This is a genomic window from Enterobacter sichuanensis, assembly GCF_009036245.1.
GTDB lineage: Bacteria > Pseudomonadota > Gammaproteobacteria > Enterobacterales > Enterobacteriaceae > Enterobacter > Enterobacter sichuanensis.
In genome coordinates, this window is sequence record NZ_CP027986.1 from 3,579,741 (window position 1) to 3,598,216 (window position 18,476).

At 47.0% G+C, this 18,476-nt stretch carries 17 protein-coding genes and 2 pseudogenes; 6 read left to right on the top strand and 13 right to left on the bottom strand.

Annotated elements, in window-relative coordinates; translation table 11 throughout:
- The first annotated feature begins 37 nt into the window (after positions 1-37).
- Entirely contained in the window at positions 38-1,804 is a 1,767-nt protein-coding gene (locus C1N69_RS17260) for a terminase ATPase subunit family protein (protein ID WP_155031591.1), read from the top strand.
- Positions 1,804-2,838, top strand: coding sequence for a phage portal protein (locus C1N69_RS17265; RefSeq protein ID WP_155031592.1), 1,035 nt, complete (start codon positions 1,804-1,806; stop codon positions 2,836-2,838). Before C1N69_RS17260 ends, C1N69_RS17265 begins: the two co-directional genes overlap by 1 nt.
- A gap of 48 nt (positions 2,839-2,886) precedes the next feature.
- Here the strand turns inward: C1N69_RS17265 and C1N69_RS17270 are convergent, their stop codons facing one another.
- The 11 genes and pseudogenes from C1N69_RS17270 to C1N69_RS17330 all read right to left on the bottom strand — a co-directional run bounded on the left by C1N69_RS17270 (position 2,887) and on the right by C1N69_RS17330 (position 11,389).
- A complete protein-coding gene (locus C1N69_RS17270) occupies positions 2,887-3,777 on the bottom strand; it encodes a hypothetical protein (protein WP_155031593.1) in 891 nt (296 codons plus the stop codon).
- A gap of 5 nt (positions 3,778-3,782) precedes the next feature.
- The gene (locus C1N69_RS17275) at positions 3,783-4,769 is read right to left on the bottom strand and encodes a DGQHR domain-containing protein (protein WP_155031594.1); all 987 of its coding nucleotides are present in this window, start codon (positions 4,767-4,769) and stop codon (positions 3,783-3,785) included.
- A gap of 771 nt (positions 4,770-5,540) precedes the next feature.
- Complete coding sequence (locus tag C1N69_RS17290) at positions 5,541-7,895, bottom strand: replication endonuclease (RefSeq protein WP_155031596.1); 2,355 nt, start codon at positions 7,893-7,895, stop codon at positions 5,541-5,543.
- On the bottom strand, positions 7,892-8,713 hold the full coding sequence (locus tag C1N69_RS17295; RefSeq protein WP_420841813.1) for a hypothetical protein: 822 nt from the start codon (positions 8,711-8,713) through the stop codon (positions 7,892-7,894). The genes C1N69_RS17290 and C1N69_RS17295 overlap by 4 nt, the downstream gene beginning before the upstream one ends.
- Before the next feature lie 5 nt (positions 8,714-8,718).
- Positions 8,719-9,585, bottom strand: a pseudogene (locus C1N69_RS17300) (DNA adenine methylase); the annotation flags it as partial.
- Complete coding sequence (locus C1N69_RS17305) at positions 9,570-9,797, bottom strand: TraR/DksA family transcriptional regulator (RefSeq protein WP_155031598.1); 228 nt, start codon at positions 9,795-9,797, stop codon at positions 9,570-9,572. The pseudogene C1N69_RS17300 and the gene C1N69_RS17305, both read right to left, overlap by 16 nt.
- Positions 9,797-10,003 carry a DUF2732 family protein gene (locus C1N69_RS17310; RefSeq protein ID WP_162138795.1) on the bottom strand — a complete coding sequence of 69 codons (207 nt, stop codon included), beginning with the start codon at positions 10,001-10,003 and terminating at the stop codon, positions 9,797-9,799. The genes C1N69_RS17305 and C1N69_RS17310 overlap by 1 nt, the downstream gene beginning before the upstream one ends.
- An 88-nt stretch (positions 10,004-10,091) precedes the next feature.
- Positions 10,092-10,433 carry a DUF5347 domain-containing protein gene (locus tag C1N69_RS17315; protein WP_155031599.1) on the bottom strand — a complete coding sequence of 114 codons (342 nt, stop codon included), beginning with the start codon at positions 10,431-10,433 and terminating at the stop codon, positions 10,092-10,094.
- Positions 10,397-10,597, bottom strand: coding sequence for a phage filamentation protein Fil family protein (locus C1N69_RS17320; protein ID WP_155031600.1), 201 nt, complete (start codon positions 10,595-10,597; stop codon positions 10,397-10,399). The genes C1N69_RS17315 and C1N69_RS17320 overlap by 37 nt, the downstream gene beginning before the upstream one ends.
- 7 nt (positions 10,598-10,604) lie before the next feature.
- Complete coding sequence (locus tag C1N69_RS17325; protein ID WP_155031601.1) at positions 10,605-11,114, bottom strand: phage regulatory CII family protein; 510 nt, start codon at positions 11,112-11,114, stop codon at positions 10,605-10,607.
- 32 nt (positions 11,115-11,146) lie between these two features.
- Positions 11,147-11,389, bottom strand: a complete 243-nt coding sequence (locus C1N69_RS17330; protein WP_000102106.1) for a Rha family transcriptional regulator — start codon at positions 11,387-11,389, stop codon at positions 11,147-11,149.
- Positions 11,390-11,508: 119 nt separating this feature from the next.
- Here C1N69_RS17330 and C1N69_RS17335 point away from each other — a divergent pair, with 119 nt between their 5' ends.
- From C1N69_RS17335 to C1N69_RS17355, 4 genes are all read left to right on the top strand, one after another.
- On the top strand, positions 11,509-12,141 hold the full coding sequence (locus C1N69_RS17335; RefSeq protein WP_155031602.1) for a phage repressor protein CI: 633 nt from the start codon (positions 11,509-11,511) through the stop codon (positions 12,139-12,141).
- Between the two features lie 2 nt (positions 12,142-12,143).
- A complete protein-coding gene (locus tag C1N69_RS17340) occupies positions 12,144-13,163 on the top strand; it encodes a site-specific integrase (protein ID WP_155031603.1) in 1,020 nt (339 codons plus the stop codon).
- Between the two features lies 1 nt (position 13,164).
- Positions 13,165-14,451, top strand: a complete 1,287-nt coding sequence (locus C1N69_RS17345; RefSeq protein ID WP_155031604.1) for a hypothetical protein — start codon at positions 13,165-13,167, stop codon at positions 14,449-14,451.
- Between the two features lie 341 nt (positions 14,452-14,792).
- A complete protein-coding gene (locus C1N69_RS17355; RefSeq protein ID WP_155031606.1) occupies positions 14,793-15,995 on the top strand; it encodes an integrase domain-containing protein in 1,203 nt (400 codons plus the stop codon).
- A 42-nt stretch (positions 15,996-16,037) separates the two neighbouring features.
- Here the strand turns inward: C1N69_RS17355 and C1N69_RS17360 are convergent, their stop codons facing one another.
- Positions 16,038-17,627, bottom strand: coding sequence for a hypothetical protein (locus tag C1N69_RS17360; protein WP_141401603.1), 1,590 nt, complete (start codon positions 17,625-17,627; stop codon positions 16,038-16,040).
- 315 nt (positions 17,628-17,942) lie between these two features.
- Positions 17,943-18,344: pseudogene (locus C1N69_RS17370) on the bottom strand (phage polarity suppression protein); the annotation flags it as partial.
- Positions 18,345-18,476: the final 132 nt, after the last annotated feature.

The following is an 18,476-nucleotide window of genomic DNA, read 5'->3' on the forward strand; positions in this document are numbered from 1 at the left end:
CGGGGAAAGCCGCCGGGCAAGGCCGTATGTTTGGGCAATGAACACGACAATGACCCCCGCAGACCTCGATCCCCGTCGGCAGGCCATGCTGCTGTACTTTCAGGGATACCGTGTAGCCCGCATTGCTGAAATGCTGGGCGAGAAAGTTGCAACCGTTCACAGCTGGAAGAAGCGTGACAAGTGGGGCGAGTATGGGCCGCTGGATCTGATGCAGCTCACCACCGCCGCACGCTACTGCCAGCTCATTATGAAGGAGCAGAAAGAAGGGAAAGACTTCAAGGAAATTGACCTGCTGGCGCGCCAGTCAGAGCGCCACGCCCGGATCGGTAAATTTAACGATAGTGGGAACGAGGCTGATTTAAATCCGAAGGTTGCCAACCGCAACAAAGGCCCGCGCCGCCAGCCCGAAAAGAACGTTTTCACCGACGAACAGATCGAGAAGCTGCAGGAGGTTTTCCATGGCTCGATGTTCGCCTACCAGCGCCACTGGTACGAGGCAGGCAACCACCACCGTATCCGCAACCTGCTCAAATCGCGCCAGATCGGGGCAACCTTCTTTTTTGCCCGGGAGGCGCTGATTGACGCCATCACCACCGGCCGCAACCAGATTTTTCTCTCAGCCAGCAAAGCACAGGCGCACGTCTTCAAGCAGTACATCATCGACTTTGCGAAAGAGGTGGATGTAGAACTGAAGGGCGACCCGATGACGCTCAGCAACGGCGCGTGCCTGTACTTCCTCGGTACCAACGCCCGCACGGCGCAGAGCTACCACGGCAACCTGTACCTGGATGAATATTTCTGGATCCCGAAATTCCAGGAGCTGCGCAAGGTGGCCTCCGGCATGGCTATCCATAAAAAATGGCGGCAGACCTACTTTTCAACCCCGTCCAGCCTGACACACAGCGCCTATCCGTTCTGGTCCGGTGCGCTGTTCAACCGGGGCCGCGCCAAAGCGGACAAGGTGGATATTGACCTGACCCACGGCAATCTGGCCCCGGGCCTGCTTTGCCCGGACGGCCAGTACCGCCAGATCGTCACCGTGGAGGATGCGGTGCGCGGCGGCTGTAACCTGTTCGACCTGGATCAGCTGCGGATGGAGTACAGCCCGGACGAATACCAGAACCTGCTGATGTGCGAATTCATTGACGATCTGGCGTCAGTATTCCCGCTGAGCGAACTGCAGGCGTGCATGGTGGACAGCTGGGAAGTCTGGTCCGATTTTCAGGCGCTGGCGCTGCGCCCGTTTGGCTGGCGCGAAGTGTGGATCGGCTATGACCCGGCCAAAGGCACGCAGAATGGCGACAGCGCGGGCTGCGTGGTCATGGCTCCGCCTGCCGTGCCGGGCGGAAAGTTCCGCATTCTGGAGCGTCACCAGTGGCGCGGGATGGACTTCCGCGCCCAGGCAGACGCTATCAAAAAACTGACGCAGCAGTACAACGTGACCTATATCGGCATCGACTCCACCGGCGTTGGCCACGGCGTGTATGAGAACGTGAAGGCGTTCTTCCCTGCCGTGCGCGAGTTCGTCTACAACCCCAACGTCAAAAACGCCTTAGTGCTCAAGGCCTACGACATTATCAGCCACCGCCGTCTGGAGTTTGACGCAGGGCACACCGACATAGCGCAATCATTCATGGCAATCCGCCGCGCCACTACCGCTAGCGGGAACCGCCCCACCTACGAAGCCAGCCGCAGCGAAGAAGCTAGCCACGCAGACCTGGCCTGGGCAACGATGCACGCGCTGTTTAACGAACCGCTGCAGGGCGAAGCCGCCAATACCAGCAACATTGTGGAGATTTTTTAATGAGTGAACACGACGCCCTGACCAGCACTGCGCTAGTACAGGAAGCCGCGCAGCAGAAGAATACAACTCACGCCGAAGCGTTCAGCTTTGGCGATCCGATCCCGGTACTGGACCGTCGCGAGCTGCTGGACTATGTGGAATGCGTGCAGATGGATAAGTGGTATGAGCCTCCCGTGAGCTTTGACGGCCTAGCCCGCACCTACCGCGCCGCCGTGCATCACAGTTCACCGATTGCCGTTAAGCGCAACATCCTGACCAGCACGTTTATTCCCCATCCACTGCTGAGCCAGCAAGCATTCAGCCGATTTGTGCAGGATTATCTAGTATTCGGTAACGCCTATCTGGAGAAGCGCACCAACCGGCTGGGTGGCATTCTTTCGCTGGAACCATCACTGGCGAAATACACCCGTCGCGGGATCGATCTCGACACATACTGGTTTGTGCAATACGGCATGACCACACAGCCCTACGAGTTCACCAAAGGCAGTATCTTTCACCTGATGGAGCCAGACCTTAACCAGGAGATTTACGGCCTGCCGGACTATCTTTCAGCCATCCCTTCTGCCCTGCTGAATGAGTCCGCCACGCTGTTCCGCAGGAAGTACTACATCAACGGTAGCCATGCGGGTTTTATCATGTACTTGACCGACGCAGCGCAGAACCAGGAGGACGTGAACAACATCCGCCAGGCTATGAAAAGCGCCAAAGGACCAGGCAACTTCCGCAACCTGTTTATGTACTCGCCCAACGGCAAAAAGGACGGCATTCAGATCATCCCACTGTCGGAGGTGGCGGCAAAAGATGAGTTTCTGAACATCAAGAACGTGAGCCGGGACGATATGATGGCCGCGCACCGCGTTCCGCCACAGATGATGGGGATTATGCCGAGTAATCTTGGGGGGTTTGGGGATGTTGAGAAAGCAAGTAAGGTTTTTGTAAGAAATGAATTGCTTCCACTACAGGAGAGAATTAAGGAGTTGAACTATTGGCTGGGCATAAATGCAATAGTATTCAAACCCTATAAGTTAAACTAATAGTAAAAACGCCGTAAAAGGCGTTTTTTTACTAAATCGCTAAATTAATTATGTTACACATAATCTTCCACTTAAGCTTTCAATCGTTCTATAAAGAACATGATAAATATAGGACAAACTAGCCACAATATTTTTTTCATGTGGTTGCAATGTCCGGTTTCCGGCCCAAGATAAAGAAGAACCGTAACTTCTAATATTCCTATAGAATATTTCCCCAAGGTCCTGTCCTTTTTCCCCGTAATAATTAGAATATCTATAATTCCAATCATTCCTTATTCTACTGGGTTTATGCCAACGAACATCATCTTCATCACATATATTAAGGAACAATTCCTTTAACTGTACATCCTCGTCTTCAACATCCAATCTCCGTACAATTTCAGCAATATTTTTCCAAACTTCAACATGTACTCGAGGAGATTTTTTCTCGAAATAAACTTTAACCCTCTTATCATATTGTGAATTTTTCAGAACAGCTTGATATCCATAATTAGAATCATTTAATACCACACTCGAAGCTGAGGGATTTGATGACCTTCTAATTATTTCCTTCATATCATCATTTGAAAAATTGATGATATACCTACCACATAATTTTGTAATCTCAGTAGCCATAAAAAAGGCTGCATAATACGCAGTAACTAATACCCAAGATGTTTGACAAGAATTTGAAATTTGCACTTGCAAATTCTTGACCTGCTCTTCAATTCTAACCCTCCCAAAATGGAAGTCTGAAAATAATGCATCCCTATATAATTCAGAAGATAACTCGACCGAAAATGAACTTAAATCTCCAAAATCAAAAATCAAATCATGTCCTGGATCTAATAACACCTCTTTAATAGTATCTTTAGAACGATATTCTTTACCAGGTTCAGGTGAAAGAGAATGCTGACTAATGGCTTTAATCGTCCTGCTAAATAATTTATCAGGCAACATAGTTATTAACCTAACAAGTCATCTGGAGTTTCAAGGGTTCTAATATTAAGCTCAATGAGGTTTTTCAAATCATCAGCCAATGCTTTTACATTTTGAGAGTTCGTGCCGCTATGCAATTCAAAATTAATTTTATTCGCACCAGACAAAACCTTATAAAAAGATGACTGCGAATAATTTCTGTAATAGGTAATTGAGTACGAACAAACATCTTCAAATATTAAAAACAACGCTTGAAAAAACACCGATGTTGCTAGGCGCTTGTCATTACCCTCTATCTCCTTAAGAATATCTGAAGCAGCATTTAAATAATGCATGACTAATATTTTCTTTTTCTCGTAATCAAATTTCTTCAAAGTCCCGCTATCAATAAGTTTTTCTAAACTAGAATGAAATGGCACATGTGATAATTTGCCAGGAATAGATGCCGTTGGTGCTATTCTACCATACAATGGCGACGCAACATCATCCCCCAACTCACGGAACATTCTGACTAAAATAGATTCTTTAGACTCCGGTTCAGACAAGAACTTCAACAATTCAATTCGTAAAGTTTTTGGCACACCAACTTGATTCGAGTTTATATCTAAGAAGTATTGCACTTCTTGCTTAAGATTTAAACCACTAAAGATACAAACTGGCAATTCAATATCATTTTTACTTATGCTCGCACCAAACAATCTATGTTGTCCATCAATAACAAATAACTTCCCTGCAATATCTTCAAAATCTAACATTTTTTCAGCTTCATTATATTTAAGCTTGCATCCTTCCTTAGTACTTAAAATTATCGCACCTGGAATTATATTACCTTCATCAAGATAAGCAGCAATGGATTTCGCTCTTTTATCACTAAGAAGTCTTTGATAACCCTCTTTAGGATTGTCATCGGCCCTGGAAACCTCAGAAATATCAAATAATTTCTTCGCATTCATGACTGTTACGAAACAATCAACATCGCCATTACCTATATTCCATGCTAGAACTTTATTCATGTAACACTCTCAATTCAAAAGGAAAAAGTCAGTTAATGTTAATAGATGCTTGAAAAATTTCAAGTACAGAAATCATGAATCTCATCTAACCAAGAAGCTGAGCACATTTTGTCACTTATTCTAAATTTACTCGCAAAATCTTGACTATGCCCAGTTGACACCGAGTGAGCTAATCTTGAGATTGAACATCGTCTTCAAGGATATCACTCATAATAATCGAGTCAGTGAAGTGTCTATCTCAAAAGCAGATATAAAGCACTTAGCGCGCGCTCGTATCCCCGCCACGCCTGCCCACTTTGTGTAGAGGTTTTCATGCAGGTGCAGGACAGGTCGGAAAGCGCGCCAGTTCTGGCGGCCCCGGCCCGTTGCGATCCTTTTTGGATCATGCGAATCCATGCACCATAGACATGCACTACGTTCTCAAACCGCAGGATGCCATATGAGAGAGAGTTTCCCATCATGCGGAATCACTAATGCGTATTCTCATCCTGCCCTACTCCATAATCATTCATCCTGGTAACCAGATCGCTTGTCAGCTCCGACAGCCACGAAATCGCAACCTCCTTATCGTCATCGCTACAATCTGAACTGGCAACCAGCCGGGCCATAAGTTCTATCCGCTGCAGTGCAAGTGACTCCATGAACAAATCGTTCACAACTCCCTCCCAATATAACTGTTTATATATACAGTACATCATATGATTTTAAAGCTGAAATAGTTTTTTACTCAGCTAACTCTTTGATTAATAGATATGCCATTTCTCTGAGCTGTCAGTACCATTGACGCCATTTGTCATCCTCCTGTAGGCGCTTGTTCCGGTAGAACAGGCGCAGCCCGGCTCCAGATGGTAGGCTGCCGCCACGCAGAAGCAGATCCACTTCCGTTTCACTGGCGTCAAAGCCTCTGGACCTCAACTCCGCATCGAGCTGCAGGCGCTGGTGATCCGTAATTTCCTGTTTGTAGCCTTTTCTGCGTTTCGGTTTTACAAGCCTGAGCCGGGCAACCAGCTCCCGCCGTTCCTTTTTGCCCATGCCGTGCAGATAGTCCTGGAGCGCCTTTTCATCCATGGACGGAATATCCGGTTCTTCACCCCCTGTCCGGTTCAAATTTTCAACAGGGGGACAGTTATTGCCACGAGTCCAAGGGGCGCAAGCGCCCTGGTCGGCTGTCGCCTCCTGAAGGTCAACGGCTTTTCGAACCATTTTCCACTTCACTGCATGAGTGCAGATCCGGCCCTCAATGATCGGGGACCAGATACCATAAATACGAACACCGTGATCGCCGTAGGCGCTCGGATCGTCGTTCAGTTCATAGGCAGTTCTGACCAGGTGATGCTTGCGGGGAACAAGAACGCCGCCCTGCTTCATGATGTAGGTGGCAAAACAGCCAGCATCAGCTGCGGCCAGCACAGCATCCAGACGCGGGTTTTCCAGTACGGGCGCGCCGGCCTTCTTGTCACCCTGCACCCTGGCAGCCTGACCGGCCAGCAGGCGCAGCTCGCGGTACGCCTGGCGGCCAGGAATACCAAAGAAGCGGAATTGCTGGACACGGTGCAGCGAAGCCCAGGCGTTTACATTCTCAGCGTTATCGCGCAGTGATCTGCCTGTTTCTTTGCTGACTTCCTGCGCCAGCCCGCGCCCGTCGATATTCTTGCTGATGTATTTGGCGATATAGCTGGTCGGTGTACCCTTGCGCCGGTTGATAAGCTCAGACTTGAAGCGCGGCCCGGTATTGGTGCCCAGCTCCTCCCGGTCCTCACGAATGGCGAATTTACGCAGCAGCGCGGTGATGGATTTGCGGTCTTTCTTGCGCATGAAGCAAAGCAGGTGCCAGTGCACGGTGCCGTCATGGTGTGGTTCAGCAACGCGGACGCCATACCAGCGCAGCCCGGCTTTGTGCATCGCCTTACGGAAGGCGGCGAACATATTCACCAGGTAATCGCTGCTCTGGCGGACCGTGGCACTGGTCCATTTCGGGTTTGGCCTGCCATTATTAAGCGTCGCGTGAAAGCGTGACGGGCAGGTGATGGTATAGAACACGGCGCATTCACCACGCATTTCTGCGATCAGCTCCAGCCCCTTAACACAGGCCATCATTTCGTTGCGCCGGTGCGCCGGATTGCTGCTGCTGGCGTTTACCACTTCTTCCATATCCAGCGTGTCACCTTCGGCGTTAACCAGCTCATGCGAGCGAAAAAACTCCAGTGATTTGCGGCGCTGTTCGCGTTTGTGGATCACGGCCTCATAGCTGACATACGGGGACGCCTTTTTGTTAACCAGGCAGACAGCGCGCAGCTGTTCTTCCCGCCATTCACACCGCATCTGCCACAGCTTGCGATACCACCAGTCCGCGCAAAGCATACGGGCAAGCGAGCCCGGAATAAGTTCGTATGGGACCGGGTTACGGCGGTACTTTTTACGGCGCAGTTGCTCGAAAGCAGGTGGGATGACATCAAGGCGCATGGCCTCAGCGGCCACCCTTTCCCATGACCGGCGGATCTCTTCCGGCGTAACGTCTTCATCCGTAAACAGCTCACCGCAGGCAGCATCCAGACACATGCTCATGTGTGCCGCCACCAGGGTAGATAACCGCTTGACCTGCTCCTGGTTCATTTCCGGCAGAACCAGCAGGCCATCCAGCCCGTCGTGGCTCGCCATAAAACGGAATGACACAGAAATCTGGCTGTTACGCACGCGCTCGAGGCGTTCCAGGCACGGCCTGATGGTTTCACGCAGATAGCGGGAATATGCCTTCGGTTTTCCCAGACCCTCGAAATATTTAATCCGTTCAAGAAGCGGCTTACTGATATGCGCCGGCTGGGCGCTCACGTCAGCAACGATGACCAGATCGGGATTAAATTGCTGCTGTTCGCGGGCCATTTTGGCGCGGCTTAGCAGCTGGTCCTGCTCCATTTCCCGCTGAACAGGATCACGGGATTCATTGAAGAAATAGCGATCCCAGACCTCATTACTCAGGGCTTCGCGGCGCAGTTGTTCCTGCTCGTTATCCGCAGCATAGAGAGTAATCAGGTTTGAAAGCACGGATGAAATGGCACCCTTATCTGTATCCAGATAAGGGTTAACCGCTTTCTTTTCAGCATTCCAGGAATAGCGGTAATTGCTCATGCGATCTCCAGTTCAAGCTGGAAAGGCTGCAACCCTTTTGAGGACCATTCAGAGATAGAGGGCGGCCGCACTGCCTCGATAGCGCCTTTAAGAATGGCGCAACGGTTTTTCAAAATTACGGCTTTGAGCTCTTTTTCGCTAAGACCGCGTGAATACTCAGCCTCGCGGATAGCCCTGGTTAGTTCAGGATATTTAGAGTTGAATTTAGGAACATTGCAGGCCAGATTCGTGCTGTCAGCGGTGGCGAGTGGATAATTGCCCATCACACGCCCATCAAGCATACGCAGGCCATGAACTCTGGTTTGAAAGGTATATTTGCAGTAAATAGTTTCGAAAGCCTCCTGCATACGACGATGCCAGCGCTCTGTCCTGATAACCGCATATTCTCCAGATGACCCAAAACAAACCCGGGGCCATTCGCGGCAAAGCTCAACCAGACGATCTATAGATTCGTGCAGGTGCCAGACAGGAGCCGCCTTATCCCGAAACATGCTAGGAACCTGACGAATCAGTGCATCGTTATCACTTTCTCCCCCCTCCACAACGTCAGGGATTACGAAAAAAGCCACTTTAGGGTGGTGGTAATAGCCAAGCAGCCACTCATAGAATTCGCACCAGTTAATAACCAGGCCCCGCATCCATGCTGAAAATGCTCCGTTATCAATACCCACAGCGGCGGCATAATTGAGAGATGCTGCAATCTGGTCCGGGCGCACATATGAAACGAAAGCACCGGCTCCGCTCACCGCAATGCGATGAACATCACCGGCACTTCCCCAAACAGGCGTGCCGTGAAAATGATGGGCCCCGAGCTGCACATCTTTCACGCAGGCACCTTCCATACAACAGAGCAATCAGTGCCACCGGGATCGACGCCTACGCACACCCTTGGTTTAAGCACCGCAATGAGCTCGTAAGCTTTTTTCCCTTCGCCCGCGGCAACGCCAATGCTGCGTTTTGTGCTGATACGGTGAAGGGTGAATTTTCGATAAAACGAACAAATCAGCCTGGTGTCGCTGTTGGACACAATGATCGGATGGCCTTCTGATGACCGGCGCACCAGGATAGATGCCAAATCATACTGGTCATCATCAGAGAACCCGGCAGTGTGATAACCGCTAAAAGTACCGTCATAAGGCGGATCGCAGTAGACAACATCACCCGCCTGCAGCATTGCCAGCGTTTCGTCATAGCTGGCACAGATGAACGTGGCACGCACTGCCTTCTCAGCAAAGGACAGGATTTCTGCATGAGGGAAATATGGATTTTAATAATTACCGTAGGGAACATTAAATTTCCCGCTTTGGTTATAACGACACAACCCACGATAACAATGGCGATTCAAATACAGGAATAATGCGGCGCGCTCCAGGGCAGTCAGGGATGTATCTTCGTTAAAACGCAGTCGGTTTTCATAATATTTTTCAGCACTGTTATCTTCGCTGAAAAACCCCCACGCAACCTGTATTAATTCCTCAGAATGGTGGGCCGCTTTCTTATACAAATTAATAAGGTCAGCGTTAATATCTGCGACAAGATAATTGGGATAGTCTGTTGCCATCATCACAGCGCAGGAACCCGCGAAAGGTTCAACCAGTCGCAGGCCAGCAGGAAGGTGCTTAATCAATTCGGGCATGACATCAGTTTTATTGCCCGCCCATTTCAGGATAGTGCTCATACAACGCCTCCGTTGTAGTGCTTGCCTTTAAGCTCTGCGATTTCCTGGCAGGTCACACAGCACTGCACGCCCGGAATAGCGCGGCGGCGAGCTGGAGGGATGGGTGCATCGCATTCGATGCAAAGCACACGGGAAACGCCCGGCGCTCTGCTGCGGGCAGTGTGGATGTGGCGCTGACGTTCTTCTTCAACGCGCTGCTGTACGAGGTCCATAGAATCAGCCATTAGTGCAGCTCCTGAGATTCATTTTCGTAGCGGGTTGCTTCACAGCGCAGTAGCTCAGCCGCTTCTATACCGTTTAAACCTTTGTTGGTGATGTGAGTTGCCAGCGCCTCAAGGCGGATTGAAACTGCGAGCGCGCGGCCTTTGCGCTCCTCTCGTTTGGCAATATCGATCACCGCCATAAGCGAGTCGGTTTCGGCTACAAACATTTTTCGTAATTCTTTCTGCATGGTTCATTCTCCTGAATTTGGGCAAAAGAATGCCCGGCGGGTTTACGCCATTAATTTCTGTTGTGGGTTAATTCGGCATGGTTAGCCGTTTGGGAAATAAGCTCACCACTGCACGAAAATGATTCATTGCTTTAACCAGCTCCCGCTTTTCGTCAGTAGTTAGATCACTAATATTAACGCCGTGACGTTCTGCCGGAATTTTTGCCATAAAGAATATGGCTGCCAGTGCCCGCTCATTTTGTTTATGGTTTATATCGCGACGGTCACGCATATCTTTAATGAACCTTTCAAGCTCTGGCTCAGTATTCAGACCAAACACACTCGCCCTCAATTCAGCTATACGGTTCAAACCTTCAAGCCGTTGACCCGGGCTTAGTGGAACAGTCGCAGCAGTGCCTTCAATAGCCATGGTTTCACCTGTTTGGTAGTGGTCAGCCCTGCCAGCAGTTCTCCCTGAGAGGGGGACGGGTGCCAGCGCTTACCATCTTTCCCGATAATCCAGCCATGGCCGCAGTGCATACCTTGGCTTTGTTTAACCAAAAGCGATGCGAATGAGGGTTCTTTATTAAGCATGAGCACCTCAAATCAGACCAAAAGACGCGCTAAGGCCCGTCACTGTATCAACAGCACTTGCCATTGCCGGGTTGTACTGCAGGCGCGCGTGCATGGAAACAGCTGTAAGTGCCATTAAGCGAGTGACAGAATTGATGCTTTCGATAACCTGGCGGCGTTCCGTTGTTGTCTGGTGTTCGCCAGAAACAGCGCTTGCTGCAACACGACCAATCTCTGCTGTAGCATTCAACACGTAATGAGGCATTCTCTCGCTGGCTACTTCGTTCAGCGGCACACATGGCAAGCAATGGATTTGCGCCAGGAAACCATCAACCAGTGTTGAATCCTCTGTTATATCGGTAAGCATCCAAATTTCCGGCGCCGTGAGTTGATGGGGCTGCTCGGGGTTCAGTTTGTTGCGCAGCGTCTGGACGTTCATGCCTGCGCGGTCAGCCAACTTCGCCATATTGTGACGCAGTGCGAAAGCTCGGCAGGCTTCATCAAAGTGTGGATGTTTGGAAACCTTATAATCAAACATTTGATCCTCACAGAAAGTTCTCATAATCGAACTTACTGACCAACAATGACGCGGAAGTTGGAATGACCGAGAGACTCACGAACCTGATCGGTTTTGTACATCAAGTAACGCAAGCTTACGCGCCCCTTGTTTTTCTCTTTTTTAACCATGTACTTAGCAAGTTGACCATGATGAATTTTTTGGTACACAGAGCCGCGGGAAATACCTTCCCACTCCGCGAACTCTGCAGGCGTAGCCATCTCTTTTGGTACACGAATTGAAATATCTGTACTCATAGTGCAGTATCCTTAGGTTTAAGTTAGTTTTATCTCGTTCAAGCCCACTTTTCGGGATTCCCCTTGCGGGATAATTGCGATACTACGATCACTTTAAGTGGTCGTCAATGGAGTATTTGATGATCAACATCCAGGCAGGTCCCAATACGGGAGGTAGAGAGGCGATCGAAAGATTGCTTAAGGCATATGGATTCAGCACCAAACAAGCACTAGCTGACCATTTAAAAATTTCAAAAAGCACCATGGCAAACAGAAACTTACGGGATAGCTTCCCTGCTGAGTGGGTCATCCAGTGTGCACTTGAAACAGGGGTTTCGCTGCTATGGCTAGCCACAGGCCAGGGTGAAATGTTCACTTCAGAAGACCGAGAAAAAATCCCCGTAAACGAGTCAAACATCACGCTTCGACCACTTTCCAAAATCGTTGCCCCCAGCATTAAGCAAGCCGAATTGAAGAATGGAGAGTTGAATAACGAAGGGGAAGTCTTGCTTGATAGCAGCTTACTGGACAGTGAGCCCGGCAATTCATTGTTTATAAAAACGTCTACTGACTGCTTTGTAGTGGATATATCTGTCAAACAGGTTAGCAATGGTTACTGGCTTGTCGATATTGATGGGGTGAAAAGCATCGTCAAGATTGCCCGAATACCAGGCAATAGAATTGTTGTTCACCAGGACGACTCATCCTTTGAGTGTTCTGTTGATGATGTGGAAGTTGTCGGGCGAGCCATTAAAGTAATCAAGAGTATTTAGTCATGACCATCAGGAAACAGCCGAACGGAAAATGGTTGTGTGAGTGCTACCCTAATGGGCGGGACGGCAAGCGCGTCCGCAAGCAATTTGCGACGAAAGGCGAAGCCGTAGCATTCGAAAACTTCACCATGGATGAAGTGAACAAAAAGCCGTGGCTGGGTGAAAAGGAAGATCGGCGGCGTTTGTCTGAATTGATTGAGCAATGGCACTCCCTTTACGGCCAGACTCTCGCTGACCCCAAACGGCTAATGGCGAAACTCAACATTATCTGCAATGGGTTGGGAGACCCTGTAGCTTCAGAGTTAACCGCCGGTGACTTTACGAGATATCGTGAAGCACGATTGAAAGGTGAAGTACGTAACGAAGACGGCATGCTAATGTCACCAGTAAAGCCCCGCACGGTAAACTTGGAACAGCGTAACTTATCATCCGTTTTTGGTACCTTGAAAAAACTGGGCCACTGGTCAGCACCTAACCCGCTCGCCGGGTTACCAACTTTCAAAATCGCAGAGGGAGAATTGGCGTTCCTGGACTCTGACGAAATAAAACGCCTTCTCGATGCCTGCGCTGATTCTCAAAGCCCCGGCCTGTTGATGATAGCAAAGGTATGCCCAGCAACTGGCGCACGATGGAGTGAAGCCGAAAACCTACAGGGCCATCAGTTATCAAAATACCGAATTACCTATACCAAAACCAAAGGCAAGAAAAACCGGACCGTGCCAATATCTCAGAAACTGTACGACGAACTTCCCAAAAACAGAGGGAAGTTATTCACGCCATGCCGAAAAGCCTTTGAACGTGCCGTTAAGCGAGCTGAGATAGAGCTACCTGAGGGCCAGTGTACCCATGTACTACGGCATACATTTGCGAGTCACTTTATGATGAACGGTGGAAATATACTTGTTCTTAAAGAAATTCTCGGGCATGCCGATATAAAAATGACAATGGTTTACTCGCATTTTTCTCCAGACCATTTGGAGGATGCTGTTACAAAAAACCCGCTTTCGACAATAGGATATTAAAATGAAACTAATAGACGAACTTATTGAGATATACGACACATTAAATAAACACCCTTTACTACAACCGCCCTATGAACATAAAGGAAACTTGATAAGTGACTTTAATGAGCGTATTGAATGTTATTTGAGAGCCATAGATGAAATAGCTCTAAAACACCCTGGTAACAACTTAATAAAAAAGATAAAGAAAAGAAAAATAACAATCTCCACATTTTCAGAAAAAATAACAGACACACTAGCACAATATTTAAGAGGGAATATAAGAGAAGCATATACAACTTTTGACCAAGCCATTACACGTACAGCCATGAACACTCACATATATAATATGACAAGGCCTCTATCTAAAATAGGTAACAAAGATAATCTATTATTCCGAGTGAGAAGTAGTGATACAATATTAAAAGAACGCAAAGAACTGTTTCATATACCTTTTGAGGATAGACATAGAGTTGGTGCGATGCGATTCTCTGTTTCTGGATTGCCATGTCTTTATCTTGGTTCATCGATATTTGTTTGCTGGCAAGAGATGGGGAAACCAGATTTTGATAAACTGTACATTTCTTCATTTAAGACTGATGAAGAAACAGATGATTTAAGAATATTAGATCTTGGTTACAACTTAACATCAGCAGTAAAAACACAGCCATTAGATCGTTTCTTCCATTTCGATATCGATTATAATCAAGAAAGTGAACCAGAAGAAATCAGTGATATTGAAATCGACTATCAGGAGTCAAACAATAATTACGGCTCATGGGGAATCAATAATATTATCTCCAAGCTATTAGCATGGCCTCTAGTGCTTGCTTGCAATTACAGTAAATATCATAGCACCGCTAATTTCCACAAGGAATATATCATTCCTAATCTTCTTATGCAGTGGATAAGCAGTGACAAAAACAAAGATATTTCGGGTATATCATACCGCTCAACAAAAATACTTAATCAAAAAAACAAAAGCATCGGTATAAATGTTATCATCCCCCCAAAAATGGAAGAGTTGCCTATTGATTATTCAGGCCATTGCCCTGTATTAAAAAGAACATTCCTAATGACAAATCCAGTATCATGGACAGTATTCAGTACTCTCGACATAATTCCAGAAAAATACAAGGGAGATAGTGCTACTGCTTCAGATGATGAACATCGATTTAGTTCTAGCTCTAGCTCTAGCTCTAAAATTGAAAGTCTAGATGAATCTTTAGTTGAACTCTATGAAAGATCAACTTTCAGGAAGGTAGAACTCCTGATAGATCAAAAAATGAACTACAAACGCATACCATAATGGCGGCATTTTGGCGGCAGAGCATTAAAAAAGTATGAAATAGCCAAAAACCACAAAACACCAACATACTGTTTTTAATTATAAATAACTGTTTTCGTTATAATAAAAATGGTATGTAGAAATTTCGGACGCGGGTTCAACTCCCGCCAGCTCCACCAAATAATGATCCGGATACGTCCGGTGAAGTACAGAAAGCCCGCATGGCACAAGCCCTGCGGGCTTTTTTGTGTCTGCCGTTGTCCGAGTGCATCCGGCTAAATCCGGGGAATATTGGTATACGTTTAGGTATACGGTAAAATGTATACTAAAAGCGTATACCAATTCATGAAGGAGCGGCCACAGTGGCACGGACAACACGCCCCCTGACCAACACCGAAGTTCTGCGCGTTAAAGCGTTAGAGAAGGATCTAACGCTGCATGATGGCGATGGCCTTTTCCTGATAGTAAAAACCAGCGGGAAAAAGCTCTGGCGATTCCGTTATCAACGCCCGGCAACAAAGCAGCGAACAATGATGGGGCTCGGTGCCTTCCCTGCACTTTCACTTGCTGATGCCCGAGGGTTAAGAGCTGCTTACCTTGCCTTATTAGCCAACGGAATTGACCCACAAATTCAGGCCGAAGTTGCAGAGGAACAGCAGCAAATCGCACTGGACAGTATTTTTTCAACGGTCGCCGCTAACTGGTTCCATCTTAAAAGCAAAAGCGTTACCCCTGATTACGCAAAAGATATTTGGCGCTCACTGGAGAAAGATATATTCCCTGCCATCGGAGAAATCCCCGTTCAGCTAATCAAAGCCCGGACATTGGTTGAAGCTCTTGAGCCAATCAAAGCTCGTGGGGCGCTGGAAACAGTTCGTCGCCTGGTACAACGTATCAACGAAATAATGATTTATGCGGTTAACACTGGTTTGATTGATGCCAACCCAGCATCAGGTATTGGTATGGCTTTTGAAAAACCTAAAAAGCAAAACATGCCGACGCTCCGGCCAGAAGAACTACCTAAGCTGATGCGATCTCTGGTTATGTCAAATCTTTCTGTTTCGACTCGCTGCCTAATTGAGTGGCAGCTCCTGACCCTCGTGCGTCCTTCAGAGGCATCCGGCGCTCGGTGGACAGAGATCGATCTCGATTCAAAGCTCTGGACAATTCCTGCCGAGCGCATGAAGGCTAAGCGTGAGCATATCGTGCCTCTATCACCTCAGGCATTAGATATCCTAGAACTGATGAAGCCGATTAGTGCTCATCGTGAACATATTTTCCCAAGCAGAAATAATCCAAATAAATCAATGAACAGCCAAACTGCAAATGCAGCCCTAAAACGGATCGGTTTCGCTGGAAAATTGGTAGCTCATGGTCTCCGATCAATAGCCAGTACCGCCTTGAACGAACAAGGCTGCAATCCCGATGTTATAGAGGCGGCTCTTGCTCATAGTGATAAAAATGAAGTACGCCGTGCTTATAATCGATCGATATATTTAGAACAACGAAAACAATTAATGAATTATTGGGGTAGCATTGTGTGCCCCCCAATAATAAAAAACTAAATTCGGCCCAAGCTAACTTTCGAAATTAATGACTTAGGCGATTCAAGTAGATTTAACATCAAGATGTTCACCACAGTAGCCAATTATTATTTTACGTTTTTTCCTGTCAACAAAAAAATGGATCCTTATAGTCTCAGATTTTGAACGGGCCGTTCCTATCCCAACATGCTGAAACATTTTTATTTTATTACCATCATATTCAAACTCTCTCATTTTAGACAATGTAGCGGAGCGCTCTACAGTCTCTGACTCATTTGCTGAATAGGCGTCGCCAAGAATATCTTTAGCTGTATTATCCCCATTTTCAAGATACTCGATGAGGTACACCGTGCAAAGTTTATACAACAAATAAATCAATCTATGGTTATGCTTGAATTTAGAAGATTCCCGTGCTGATATGAACGCTGACTTAAGAATCTCAACATTATTAGGAATAAGGAGCTCTAATAATCTTAGAACAGACTCAGGATTTAATCTATTACTAATTAAAGATATTATATTCTCAACATCAATGTCATCTCCATCATTTGTTGCCCGACGATTAAAATTCCTTACCTCAAACTTTAATCTTTCTAATTCGGCTTCAATTTTATTCTTCTCTGCTACAACCGCATCATGCTTTCCATCTATTTCATCAATCCTTTTCAGATAATCGAGTTCTAACTCTTCGCTTGCTGACTTGAACTCTTCAAACTCTAACAGAGCCTCATCAAGCAAAGCTTCAAACTGAACCCCACCCTTTAATTCGTTCATTCGTTGCCTAAACGCAATGTTATCATCTCGCTGTCTTTTGGCTCGGACATTTGCAGGTGATAAATGTAGTTTTTTATTATAACCATTAAATGAATGTGTTATCACAGATAATATATGGTTGTTAACAGGTATATTACTAACCTTAATCTCATCAATTTGCTTTGGAAGAAAAAGCTTTGTCCCTATATAACCAGACTGATTCATTGGGTAAATGATATTTATTGCACCACCCCAAGATGAATAATTCCTCCCGAGCAAACGTTCCATTTCCCAAGAGTCCATTTTACCACTTGTTGCAACAACCTGAGCAAGGCCGATGAGTTGTTCTTGTAATTTTTCTGGAATAACAGGAAATCCATTAACTCCTTCACTAATAAAAACTAGAGGGTAAGTCCGGTCATCTCTAGAGATTTCATGCATTAAATATTGAAAGTCACCGTATTGACTTTTAATATAATCCACTCGCTGACCAACAACATCAAAATCGAATACGCAGTTTCTTTTTAAATATGAAACAAGCGACGGTCTGGTGGCTATTGGCTTGGCATCAACCAGGGTACTAACATCACTTATTTCTAATAATATGGATACAAACGTGTTTGCACCTTCCCTTCTAATACCAATTTCGGTAATCCATTGTCTACCACTTACATCTTTATCTGGATGTGTATACATTATGGAATAGATTTTGGGATCCATCCGATCTGCCGTGTAGGTTCTGACATAGGCTCTTTCTAAATTCCAATCACGACGTGAAAGTAGCTCATCTGGAGAAATTCGAATTTTAGAAACTCTGTTAAGCCAACCGCAAACAGAGCGCACCACACTAAAAAAACCATCCTCACCAACACAATTAAACGAATTAACATAAACTAGCACAACAACCTCCTTTGTTTTTGATAAGTTTCAATTTTGACATCCCAGCTCTTACTATAAGAAAAATCTCATAAATCAAGCATTTCATCTTTATATACTTTTTGTAATTTATTTCAATCTTTGCGCGCAATGCTCTCCCCGCCCCGCCTGCCCGCTTAAGGGGGCGCTTTTAATGCAGGTGCATGACCGGCCTCAGGGCCGCCAGTGCTGGCGCTGGCGGGGGATTCAGTGTCGGTAAACGCATGCAAAACCATGCACCTTATGAATGCATGGCTTTTATACGTAAAAATGGAGGGATTTTGGGGATTTTTAAGCGGACTACGGCACAGCCAGTTCTGCACGGCGGCGAGTATAATTCAGGTTCTGTGCAGGCGTGAATTTTTCACGACTATCATCGCGCGAAACCGCGTCAGGTCTGAATCCGATGGCCGTTAAAATGTCATTATCTTGCGCCGAATAATTAATTTTTTCACCGGCGACCAGCCAGAGCTGTAGCGCCTCACGCAGATAGTCGAGTGAGTGCTGCATGGCGCAGCGCTGAACGGCGGAGTGTTGCCCGGAATAATTCATCAGTTCAGGGGCAAGGGCGGCGGCCAGCTCCGCGCCGTGCACCTGCATAAAATCATTTAAACGTTCGCGGATGCTGATGCGCTGCACCTCCTCATGCGAGCGGATGTAGCGACCGGCAGCCTGATTAATTTCCCATTTTTTAACGTCGATAACCGCATTCCGTTATCTGACGGACGGCTTCTTCCTTAAATTCAGGTGTAAATCGTGGGATGCCCATACGTTCCTCCTATGCTCAAACTATAGGGCAGGATCGTCTACCGGGGCGGAGTCAGTCCACACGGC

Bases quoted from the DNA above. Each gene is read 5' to 3' on its own strand.
- C1N69_RS17305 (WP_155031598.1), bottom strand. From the start codon at position 9,797: ATGGCTGATTCTATGGACCTCGTACAGCAGCGCGTTGAAGAAGAACGT.
- C1N69_RS17340 (WP_155031603.1), top strand. From the start codon at position 12,144: ATGACCATCAGGAAACAGCCGAACGGAAAATGGTTGTGTGAGTGCTAC.
- C1N69_RS17325 (WP_155031601.1), bottom strand. From the start codon at position 11,114: ATGTTTGATTATAAGGTTTCCAAACATCCACACTTTGATGAAGCCTGC.
- C1N69_RS17335 (WP_155031602.1), top strand. From the start codon at position 11,509: ATGATCAACATCCAGGCAGGTCCCAATACGGGAGGTAGAGAGGCGATC.
- C1N69_RS17310 (WP_162138795.1), bottom strand. From the start codon at position 10,003: ATGTTTGTAGCCGAAACCGACTCGCTTATGGCGGTGATCGATATTGCC.
- C1N69_RS17290 (WP_155031596.1), bottom strand. From the start codon at position 7,895: ATGAGCAATTACCGCTATTCCTGGAATGCTGAAAAGAAAGCGGTTAAC.
- C1N69_RS17265 (WP_155031592.1), top strand. From the start codon at position 1,804: ATGAGTGAACACGACGCCCTGACCAGCACTGCGCTAGTACAGGAAGCC.
- C1N69_RS17330 (WP_000102106.1), bottom strand. From the start codon at position 11,389: ATGAGTACAGATATTTCAATTCGTGTACCAAAAGAGATGGCTACGCCT.
- C1N69_RS17275 (WP_155031594.1), bottom strand. From the start codon at position 4,769: ATGAATAAAGTTCTAGCATGGAATATAGGTAATGGCGATGTTGATTGT.
- C1N69_RS17270 (WP_155031593.1), bottom strand. From the start codon at position 3,777: ATGTTGCCTGATAAATTATTTAGCAGGACGATTAAAGCCATTAGTCAG.
- C1N69_RS17320 (WP_155031600.1), bottom strand. From the start codon at position 10,597: ATGCTTAATAAAGAACCCTCATTCGCATCGCTTTTGGTTAAACAAAGC.
- C1N69_RS17260 (WP_155031591.1), top strand. From the start codon at position 38: ATGAACACGACAATGACCCCCGCAGACCTCGATCCCCGTCGGCAGGCC.
- C1N69_RS17315 (WP_155031599.1), bottom strand. From the start codon at position 10,433: ATGGCTATTGAAGGCACTGCTGCGACTGTTCCACTAAGCCCGGGTCAA.
- C1N69_RS17345 (WP_155031604.1), top strand. From the start codon at position 13,165: ATGAAACTAATAGACGAACTTATTGAGATATACGACACATTAAATAAA.